The following is a 9,787-nucleotide window of genomic DNA, read 5'->3' as shown; positions in this document are numbered from 1 at the left end:
CTTTCTATATTGTTTATTATATACTACATAGAAAACTATATTCAAGGTGAGTGTTCTATACCTGTTTAATCAAGTTCAAGACCGAGCAATTCCACCCCATAGCTAAAGCAAGGGGCTATCTTGCTCAATTATTGTATATCTTATCAGCGGCTTTCGAATAACAAATATCACCCTTATCAATATGGGGGTTTTATAGCATATTACTTATAAAGAAAACGAGTTTGTGCTTATTCATATCTTTCTAAGAAAGAATGTTTAACACCATCTTGTTGCCAACCTAAAACTGAATCGATATTTACATTTTCTGCAGCTTTAAATATTGACTTTTCTACATCTTTAAAGTTAGGTTCTAAACTTTTTATAAGTTCTTTTATTTCATATCTTTTGTTGCCTGTCTTTTTAGCCGCAACCATGCAAGCACAATTTAGAGGCCAAATTCCACTATTTTGTATAAATCTTATTATATGTTCTTCTCTTATATAATAAAGTGGTCTTATTATTTGTATTCCATCAAAGTTTGTTGAATTTAATTTAGGTAACATTGTCTTAAAGTTCCCCGCACATAATAAATTCATCATAGTTGTTTCTATTACATCATCATAATGATGACCTAATGCTAATTTATTACATCCCAGTTCTTCTGCTTTAGAATATAAAGCTCCTCTTCTCATTCTTGCACACATATAGCAAGGATAATCCTTCGCTATTTCATCTGCTATTTCGAATATCCTAGAGTCAAATAAATGTATTGGTATATCTAAATACTCACAGTTATCTACAAGTAACTGCCTTATGTCTTTGTGATATCCTGGGTCCATAGCTATAAATTCTAATTCAAAGTTAACCTGTCCATGTCTTTTTAATTCTTGGAACATCTTAGCCATAACTAAACTATCTTTTCCGCCTGAGATAGCAACTGCTATTCTATCTCCTTCTTCTACTAATTTGTAATCTTTTACAGCTTTTACAAATTTAGACCATAATTGTTTTCTATATTTTTTTATTACACTTTTCTCTATATCTTTTAATGGCTGTCTTTCATCAAAAGGTACTATAATTTCACAGCCTTTTCCTGCTAAATCACTCATTCTATCACCTCATTTTTATGTGAACATGCAAATTATTTTATCACATATCTGGCTATCAATTCAAGTTATACCTAAATTTATTAGTATACATTTATGATTTTTAAGAAGGAAAAAATTTATTATAGCATATAAATAAACTCTTCCAAATGTGAATAGAGTTTATTTATATGCTAGATAATACTCTTACTTTAATGTCTTCATTTAAGGTGCTAAAATCAGATAACTTTTCTTGCTCTTTTTCAAAATACATTTGCAAGTACTCATTTAATGTTCTTAATGCCATATAGTCACTTCTACTTAAGAAGTAGTAATTTAAACTTTTTATATACTTTAAGTAGCATTTATTCATTCTTACTCCTACATACTGGTTATGTGTTGATACTCTTGATTGTTGAAATAATTCTTTTAATCTCATATATGCACATGTTGCATCCTTGGTTATTGTCAAATTACTTAATCTTTCATCTAAAGCTTCTTCTATATTTATAACAGCTGCTCTATTTATAAATAAATCCACGTAATAAAAACTTCTACTGTACTTAAATTGATAGAAATCAGTTACTGTAGTCATAATCGCACTCCTTATACTTTATATCTGACTTTTTTCTTATTACTATTATTTCTAAAATGTCATACTATTTATACATTTTTTAATAATAAATCTACAATATATTCGCAAAAAAACGCATTAAATTTAATCAACTTAATGCGTTTTTTCTATTTATAAAACTCTTCTCGCATTTACGAATGCTTTATCATAATATCCATTACAGTTCATTTTTGATATTATTACTTTTTTACCTGATGATGATGCATGTATCATTTCTCCGTTACCCATATATATACCACAATGGCTTACATATCCATTATTTGAACCTTCTGTATCAAAGAATACTAAGTCACCTTTTTGAAGATTACTTTTACTTACAGATTGTCCAAACTTAGCTTGGTCTCTAGATACTCTAGGAATACTTACTCCTGCAGATTTTTTTAATACATATTGAGTAAATCCAGAACAGTCAAAGCTATTAGGCCCTTCCGCTCCCCAAACATATGGCTTTCCAAGTAAATTTTTTGCAAATGATATAACCTTATCTGCTTTTTCACTAGATGGTATAGATGGACTGCCAGAATCATTTTTATTTGATAAATATTGACTAGACATGTATCCTATTTTTCCATTATAACTTATTTTTGACCATCCATTTGATTCTGATATAAATCCTACTTCTGTGCCTTTGTTTAATTTACCCATTGATGAGTTACTTGTACTTGGACCTGTTCTAAAGTTTACTGAGTTTCCATTTACTACTTTATTCGATTTTATACTATTATCTGTATTGTTGTTATTGTTATTATTAGATGAGTCATTATTTTTGTTTGATAAGTACTGACTAGACATATATCCTATTTTTCCGTTATGACTTATTTTTGACCATCCATTTGATTCTGATATAAATCCTACGTCTGTTCCTTTATTTAATTTGCCCATTGACGAATTACTTGTACTTGGACCTGTTCTAAAGTTTACTGCATTAGCATTTACTACCTTTGTTGATTTTACACTATTATCTGTATTGTTGTTATTGTTGTCATTATTTGATTTAGATACATAATCTGAATGTACATATCCTATTTTTCCATTATACTTAACGTTTACCCATTGTCCACTAGTACTTATGTGTTCAACTTTGTATCCTTTATTTAACTTCCCCATTGATGAGTGATTTGTTCCTGGACCTGTTCTAAAGTTTACTGAGTTTCCAGTTATATTTCTATAATCTATACTTTTGATTTGTATAGTACTCTCATCTGCATGAGATATAGTAGCTGACATTGGAATTACTATAGATGTCGCTATTAATCCTGATATTACTTTTCCTTTGTTTATATTCATATACTAATCTCCTATCTTTATCTTTTATTTATACTAAAACTTAAAACCAAGTTTATTTTTTTTAATAAAATCCTACACATCCACTTTATTTATTATTACAAATATGTTGAAATTTGTCTATAATATTCAGAGTTTGTAAATTATTACCTTGTTTAAATAAAAAATAACCTATGTAATTGACACACTTTTATATGTGTCCACTACATAGGTTTTGTTTAGAATCCAGTAGATCCAAATCCACCTTGTCCTCTTTCACTATCATTTAAGTCTTCTACTTGTAATATATTTATATCATATATAGGTTTTACAACCATTTGTGCAATTTTCATATGTTTTTCAACTATGAATTCTTCTTTTCCATGATTTATTAGTATTACACCAATTTCTCCTCTATATCCTTCATCTATAGTACCTGGAGTATTTAAAACTGTTACAGAATGTTTAAGAGCTAGTCCACTTCTAGGTCTTACTTGAGCTTCTGTCATCTTAGGCAATTGAAGAGAAATACCTGTTTTTATAAGTCTAGTCTGAGAAGGAGGAATAACAACCTCTTCTATCGAATATAAATCCATACCAGCATCACCTTTATGTGCAAAGTTAGGGATTATTGCTTCTTCATTTAATTTTTTTATTTTAAGTGTATACATTTAATCTCTCCTTTTGTGATTATATTTTATTAATTAAAGATTTTTAGGAGGAATAATATGAACATATTACCTATCCCTTGGATGAAACAAAAACTCGAAAGTATATACAGTACAAATTTCTACGGTAGTTTATACTTAATTTATAATAATTTAGATTATAAAAATTATTATAACACTGATAGCTCTATTTTATTTAATTTGTTAGATGATTTCAATATTATTGTAGATGAAACTCATCCTTTATATTTGTATTTTCCATTAGAAATAGATAGTTTTGTTGAAAATTTAATAACTTCATTTAAAGATTTATACCAAAAAAATTGCAAGGTAATATTAGGAGGATATAATGAAAGCTGTGTTAATTTTATAAATACAGAGTATATTTTAAATTTAGATTTGATTAGTCCAATGCTAAAAAATACTATAAATCATGCTTATATGATTGACAACTCTAAATCTTTTGAAATATTTACTTCTTTATCTGACACTCAAAGAATTTATATAAATCCAGAATCATCTTGTACTATTTCTGGACCAATGTTGAATTATCACATCAAAGAAATAAATCCTAATAATGTAACTCATATTTCATTTGTACGCTTACTAGATGAGTCTTTAACTGATAATTTTACGGATTATTATCTAAAAGGTCTTACTAATAGCAATAATAATTTTAATTATAATTTCTAGACTGCCTTGCAGTCTTTTATTTTTTTGTGATAAGATATTAAGGCACTTTGTAAGGAGGTAACATATGAAACTTATATTAGCCGAGAAACCATCTGTAGCAAAAACTATTGCATCTTTCTTAGGTGCCAAAACTAGAGCAGATGGGTATTTCGAAGGAAATGGATATATAATCACTTATGCTGTAGGTCACTTAGTAGGACTATATGACATGAAAGATTATGATAAAGATAAATATTCTGGATCATGGAAAATGAATAATTTCCCCTTTATCCCTACTGATAAATTTAAATTTAAAGTAGATAGCTCTAAGAGAAAGCAATTTGATATTGTAAAAAATCTCTTACATAGAGATGATATAGAATATGTAATAAACGCAACAGATAACGATAGAGAGGGAGAATTGATATCCTTCCTGATATTTTTATTAGCAAAAAATAAAAAACCAGTAAAAAGAATACTAGTAAACGAATGGACGCCTGAAGATATTACAAGAGGTATCAACAGTCTAAAAGACGACTCAGAAATGAGAAACCTTCAAGCTGCTGGGTACACTAGACTTATAACTGACTGGCTAATCGGTATAAACTTTACATCTGTGGCAACTTTAAAGTACGGAAACGGAAAGCTTCTTAATATAGGTCGTGTAATCTTACCAACAGTTAAATTAATTTACGATAGAGATATGGAAATAGCAAACTTTATTCCTAAGACTTATTATGAGATAGAAGCTACATTTAAATGTGAAAATGGAGAATACAAAGGTAAATATACCAAAGGAAAAGAAAGTAAATTTGATACTATTGAAGAGGTTAATGAAGTTATAAATAGTATAACTTCAACTGAAGGAAAAATTACAGATAAAAAAGTTAGTACTAGCAAAGAATATGCGCCTAAATTGTTTAGTTTAACATCTCTTCAAGGATATATAACTTCTAAATACTCAAATTTCACTTCTGATAAGGTTTTAAGCCTATGCCAATCCCTTTATGAAGGAAAAGGTAAGGGTGGTTATATAACTTATCCTAGAACTGATTCTATTTATTTAGAAGAAAGTTTAGCTACAAAAGCATCTCAAACTCTAGACAAGCTAAAAGTAGGTCTTGAATACGAAAGTAAAATAAAGTTTTCTAAGACTAAAAGAGTTTTTGATTCTTCCAAGGTAGATAGCCATAGTGCTATAATGCCTACTTATATAATACCTACAAAACTTACACCAGATGAAGAACTTATCTACAACGCTATAAAAGATCGATTTATAGCTAACTTCATGCCTCCTGCAGAGTATGAAAATACAGAAATAAAAACAGATGTAGATAAAAATATATTCTTAACAAAAGGTAAAGTACTTAAAGCCAAAGGATATCTTGAAGTATACAATAAGGAAGAAAAAGACGATTTATTACCGTTTGTAAATACTAATGACATTGTAGATATAGTAGAAATAGACCCATTAACTAAACAAACTACTCCACCTAAGTCTTATACCGAAGATACTTTGCTTAAGGCTATGAAAAACTGTGGTAAAAATATCTCTGACGATGATACTACAGTACTTTCTGGTTATTCTATAGGTACTTCTGCAACTCGTGCTGATGTATTAAAGAAAATTCTTCAAGTAGGTTATGTTGGTAAAAAAGGTAAATCCTATTTTATATCTGACTTAGGTAAAAATTTAGTTGAAATTTTCCCTGTTAAAGAATTATTTGACGTAGATTATACAGGTAAGCTAGAAAAAAGCTTAAGTGATATTCAAAAAGGTACTTTCACTAGAAAAGAATACTTACTTAATATTATGACCTTTATAGTTAGAAATGTAGATTTAATAAAAAAGGATTACGCTAAAAATATTAGTACTGAAAATTATGTTTATAATCCAAAAAGTAAAAAATTTACTAAAGAATCTTCTAAAAGTAATACAAAGAAAGCTACAACGCCTTCTAAGGATGAGTCTAACCAAGATCAATCTTTAGGTAAATGTCCTATATGTGAAAATGATGTTGTAGAAATCGAAAAAGGATTTATATGTAAAAACTATAAAGAATGTAAATTTGGTATTTGGAAAAATGATAATTTTTTAGAAGCTTATAAGAAAAAACCCACTAAAACCATGGTGAAAAGCATACTTAAAAATGGTAGTGCAAAAGTAAAATCTTTAACCTCTAAACAAGGAAGTAAATTTGATGCTACTTTAAAATACTATAAAAAAGAAAATGGCTATTGGGGATGGGATATAGAAAAATAAAAGGTTGCTTAAATTTTAGCAACCTTTTATTCTTTTTCATTTAAAGTTTCATCTATTTTACACCTTGCCATTTTTATAAAATCAGAAATATTGTACCCCTTTAGTTTACATCCACACTTAGGGCAATATTCTAATTTTTTGGATACTAATGTTCTACAACCTGCTTCTGGACATCTAACTTTCTGATTAACCTCTGATACCTTGAGTCCACATCTTGGACACACCGTTCCTGGTCTTATTGATACTTCCTTTCCACATCTTGGACATTTAACCATAGTATTTACCCCCATAAACAAAATACTCCTCTATTATAATCTATGCATTAATACGACTGTAAGGTGCATATCAATTAGATTATTTAGAGGAGTATTTTTACTCACATTAAACTATTTTTTATTTTTATAATGTTTTTATATGTGCTTGAGCCGCTGCTAATCTTGCTATAGGTATTCTAAATGGTGAACATGATACATAGTTAAGTCCCATTTTGTAGCAAAACTCTACTGATGACGGTTCTCCTCCATGCTCTCCACAAATTCCTAATTTAAGATTTGGTTTTACACTTCTACCTAGCTTAACACCCATTTCAACTAGTCTTCCTACACCTTTTTGGTCTAGTACTTCAAACGGATCTTTTTCAAGTATTTCTTTGTTAACATATTCTCCTAAAAATTTACCTGCATCATCTCTTGAATACCCAAAAGTCATTTGAGTTAAATCATTAGTTCCAAAACTAAAGAAATCTGCCTCTTTAGCTATTTCATCTGCAGTTAAACACGCTCTAGGTATTTCTATCATTGTTCCTATTGTATAGTCTACATTTATGCCTTCTTCAGCTATTATATTGTCTATAGTGAATTTTATCATTTCTCTTATTACCTTTAATTCTTTTACTTCCCCAACTAAAGGAACCATTATTTCTGGGCATACTTTTATTCCCATTTTTGTTGCTTCTATAGCACCTTGAATTAGTGCTTTAGCTTGCATTTCATATATTTCAGGGAAAGTTATGCAAAGTCTACATCCTCTATGTCCAAGCATAGGATTAAATTCATCCAAATCAACTACTCTTCTTTTTATTTCACTAACATCTAAATCCATAGTTTGTGCTAATTGAGCTATAGACTCATCATCATGAGGCAAAAATTCGTGTAGTGGTGGATCTAATAATCTAATGTTAACTGGTCTACCTTCCATTACCTTGAAAATTTCTATAAAATCATTTTTCTGGAAAGGTAATAACTTATCAAGTGCTACTAATCTTTGATCCAATGTTTTTGATAATATCATTTCTCTGACAGCTGGAATTCTTTCTTCTTCAAAGAACATATGCTCAGTTCTACATAATCCAATACCTTCAGCTCCAAATTTTATTGCAGTAGCTGCATCTCTTGGATTATCTGCATTCGCTCTCACCATTATGTTTCTATATTCATCTACCCAATTCATTAGCTTTTCAAAATTTCCACTTAAAGCTATTTCCGTCTTTTTAACCTTACCTATATATACTGCTCCTGTAGATCCATCTAGTGAAATATATTCACCTTCTTTTATAACAGTATTTTCAACTCTAATTTCTTTATTATACTCATCAACTTTTATTTCTGAACATCCCGCAACACAACATTTCCCCATACCACGAGCTACAACTGCTGCATGAGATGTCATTCCTCCTCTAGCTGTAAGTATTCCCTGAGAAGATGCCATTCCTTCTATATCTTCTGGAGATGTTTCTAATCTTACTAAGATAGCTTCTTCTCCTTTATTTTTTGCTTCTACAACATCTTGAGCATTAAAATAAACCTTTCCACAACTTGCTCCAGGTGATGCTGGTAATCCTTTAGCTATAATAGTTGCATTTTTTAATGCTTCGCCTTCAAAAGTAGGATGCAGAAGTTGATCTAATTGTTTTGGCTCAATTCTCATAATAGCTTCTTTTTTGTCTATTATATTATCTTCAACTAAATCTACCGCTATATTTATAGCTGCATGAGTAGTCCTTTTTCCATTTCTAGTTTGTAAAATATATAATTTTTCTTTTTCTATAGTAAACTCTATATCTTGCATATCTTTGTAGTGATTTTCAAGTATAGACGTAATTTTCACAAATTGTTTATAAACCTCTGGCATTATATCATTAAGAGTTGATATATTTTGAGGAGTTCTTATTCCAGCAACAACATCTTCTCCTTGAGCATTTAATAAAAATTCTCCAAATAATTTATTTTCTCCTGTTGATGGATTTCTAGTGAATGCTACTCCTGTTCCACTAGTTTCTCCCATATTTCCAAATACCATTGATTGAATATTTACTGCAGTTCCTAAATCGTGAGGTATATCGTTTAATTTACGGTATATTCTCGCACGAGGATTGTTCCATGATTTAAATACAGCTTTTATTGCAAGCATTAATTGCTCTTTAGGTTCTTGTGGGAATTCTTTTCTTATTTCTTTTTTGTATATAGCTTTATATTGATTTACTACTTCTTTTAGATCCTCACTACTTAAATCTGTGTCAAATTTATATCCATTTTTTTCTTTTATGTTATCTAATACGTTTTCAAATTTATATTTTGGCACTCCCATAGCTACATCAGAGAACATTTGTATAAATCTTCTATAACTATCATAAGCAAATCTTTCATTTTGAGTACCCTCTGCTATTGATATTACTGTAATGTCATTAAGACCTAAATTTAATATAGTATCCATCATTCCTGGCATTGAAAATACTGACCCAGAACGAACTGATAGTAACAACGGCTTTTTATTGCAGCCTAGTTTTTTTTCTATATTTTCTTCTAATTTTTTTAAGTTTTCTTCTATTTCACTTATTAATTCTTCCCTTATTACTTCATTATTTTCGTAATAATCATTACAAGCTTTAGTTGTAATAGTAAATCCAGGAGGAACAGGTAAACCTATTTTAGTCATTTCTGCTAAATTAGCCCCCTTACCTCCTAATAATGTTTTCATATCTTTATTACCTTCATTGAAACTATAAACATACTGAATTTTCATTACTGTATCCCCCATTAATTTATTATTAATATGCAACTATATTGGTATCTATCTTATTTATCGATTTATAGTGATAGGTAAGTCTTTGAAGTTATCTCCAACTTTTCCCCCACTTCACACCGTACGTGAGACTTTCACCTCATACGGCGTTCCAACAATTTTACACTCTAATAATTAAATAACTGAATTTCCTACTAACTTT

General features: G+C 29.4%; 8 protein-coding genes. 2 read left to right on the top strand and 6 right to left on the bottom strand.

All coding sequences use genetic code 11. The features are described 5' to 3' along the window. Nucleotides 1-227: 227 nt before the first annotated feature. The 4 genes from ACRC03_RS19115 to dut form a co-directional block, all read right to left on the bottom strand. Nucleotides 228-1,088 carry a tRNA 2-thiocytidine biosynthesis TtcA family protein gene (locus ACRC03_RS19115; protein WP_438654204.1) on the bottom strand — a complete coding sequence of 287 codons (861 nt, stop codon included), beginning with the start codon at nt 1,086-1,088 and terminating at the stop codon, nt 228-230. A gap of 163 nt (nt 1,089-1,251) precedes the next feature. Beyond that, nucleotides 1,252-1,659 carry a hypothetical protein gene (locus ACRC03_RS19110; RefSeq protein WP_438654203.1) on the bottom strand — a complete coding sequence of 136 codons (408 nt, stop codon included), beginning with the start codon at nt 1,657-1,659 and terminating at the stop codon, nt 1,252-1,254. Nucleotides 1,660-1,809: 150 nt separating this feature from the next. Continuing rightward, entirely contained in the window at nt 1,810-2,985 is a 1,176-nt protein-coding gene (locus ACRC03_RS19105; RefSeq protein WP_438654202.1) for a C40 family peptidase, read from the bottom strand. Between the two features lie 215 nt (nt 2,986-3,200). After that, on the bottom strand, nt 3,201-3,632 hold the full coding sequence (gene dut, locus ACRC03_RS19100) for a dUTP diphosphatase (protein WP_438654201.1): 432 nt from the start codon (nt 3,630-3,632) through the stop codon (nt 3,201-3,203). Nucleotides 3,633-3,689: 57 nt separating this feature from the next. Between dut and ACRC03_RS19095 the strand changes: the two genes are divergently transcribed. Both ACRC03_RS19095 and ACRC03_RS19090 read left to right on the top strand, forming a co-directional pair. Next, entirely contained in the window at nt 3,690-4,322 is a 633-nt protein-coding gene (locus ACRC03_RS19095) for a hypothetical protein (RefSeq protein ID WP_438654200.1), read from the top strand. Between the two features lie 64 nt (nt 4,323-4,386). Further along, nucleotides 4,387-6,564 (top strand): DNA topoisomerase, encoded by a 2,178-nt coding sequence (locus ACRC03_RS19090; RefSeq protein WP_438654199.1) that lies wholly within the window; start codon nt 4,387-4,389, stop codon nt 6,562-6,564. A 26-nt stretch (nt 6,565-6,590) separates the two neighbouring features. On the opposite strand, the gene ACRC03_RS19085 is transcribed toward ACRC03_RS19090, so the two are convergent. After that, nucleotides 6,591-6,839 (bottom strand): hypothetical protein, encoded by a 249-nt coding sequence (locus ACRC03_RS19085; protein ID WP_438654198.1) that lies wholly within the window; start codon nt 6,837-6,839, stop codon nt 6,591-6,593. Between the two features lie 124 nt (nt 6,840-6,963). Continuing rightward, a complete protein-coding gene (gene ppdK / locus ACRC03_RS19080) occupies nt 6,964-9,585 on the bottom strand; it encodes a pyruvate, phosphate dikinase (RefSeq protein WP_438654197.1) in 2,622 nt (873 codons plus the stop codon). Nucleotides 9,586-9,787: the final 202 nt, after the last annotated feature.

It is taken from the genome of Romboutsia sp., assembly GCF_051659545.1.
Lineage (GTDB): Bacteria > Bacillota > Clostridia > Peptostreptococcales > Peptostreptococcaceae > JBOFOR01.
The sequence above is the reverse complement of the archived record's forward strand: the minus strand, read 5'-3'. Positions and strand labels throughout refer to the sequence as shown.